Origin of the sequence: Pseudomonas sp. BJa3 (genome assembly GCF_026343815.1) — a bacterium.
Taxonomy (GTDB): domain Bacteria; phylum Pseudomonadota; class Gammaproteobacteria; order Pseudomonadales; family Pseudomonadaceae; genus Aquipseudomonas; species Aquipseudomonas soli.
On the sequence record NZ_JAOXMC010000524.1, the window covers coordinates 1 to 238 of the forward strand.

Consider the following 238-nt stretch of genomic DNA (forward strand, 5'->3'; position numbering starts at 1 on the left):
CCATTATCTGACTTTAGTCAGACGATTGGGCGGGGTCAATCAGGACCCCCTGTCGATCAGCCGGCTTCAAGACCCAGGGCGTCGCGCTCGTCCGCGCTGAGCGGATATGCGGTGCGCAGCGGCTGTCCGGCCGGCGTGAAGAATAAACTGGGCGTCTGCTGGCGGAGCTTGGCCCCCAGGATGCCCGCGGCGATCCGCGCCCCGCCCAGCACGAAGGCAAGCGGCGTGCCCCGTACCT

At 67.2% G+C, this 238-nt stretch carries 1 protein-coding gene; it reads right to left on the reverse strand.

The features are described 5' to 3' along the window. Positions 1 to 56: 56 nt before the first annotated feature. Positions 57 to 238, reverse strand: a 182-nt coding sequence (locus OH705_RS28660; RefSeq protein WP_267303627.1) for a hypothetical protein, incomplete at its 5' end; no start/stop codon positions are given.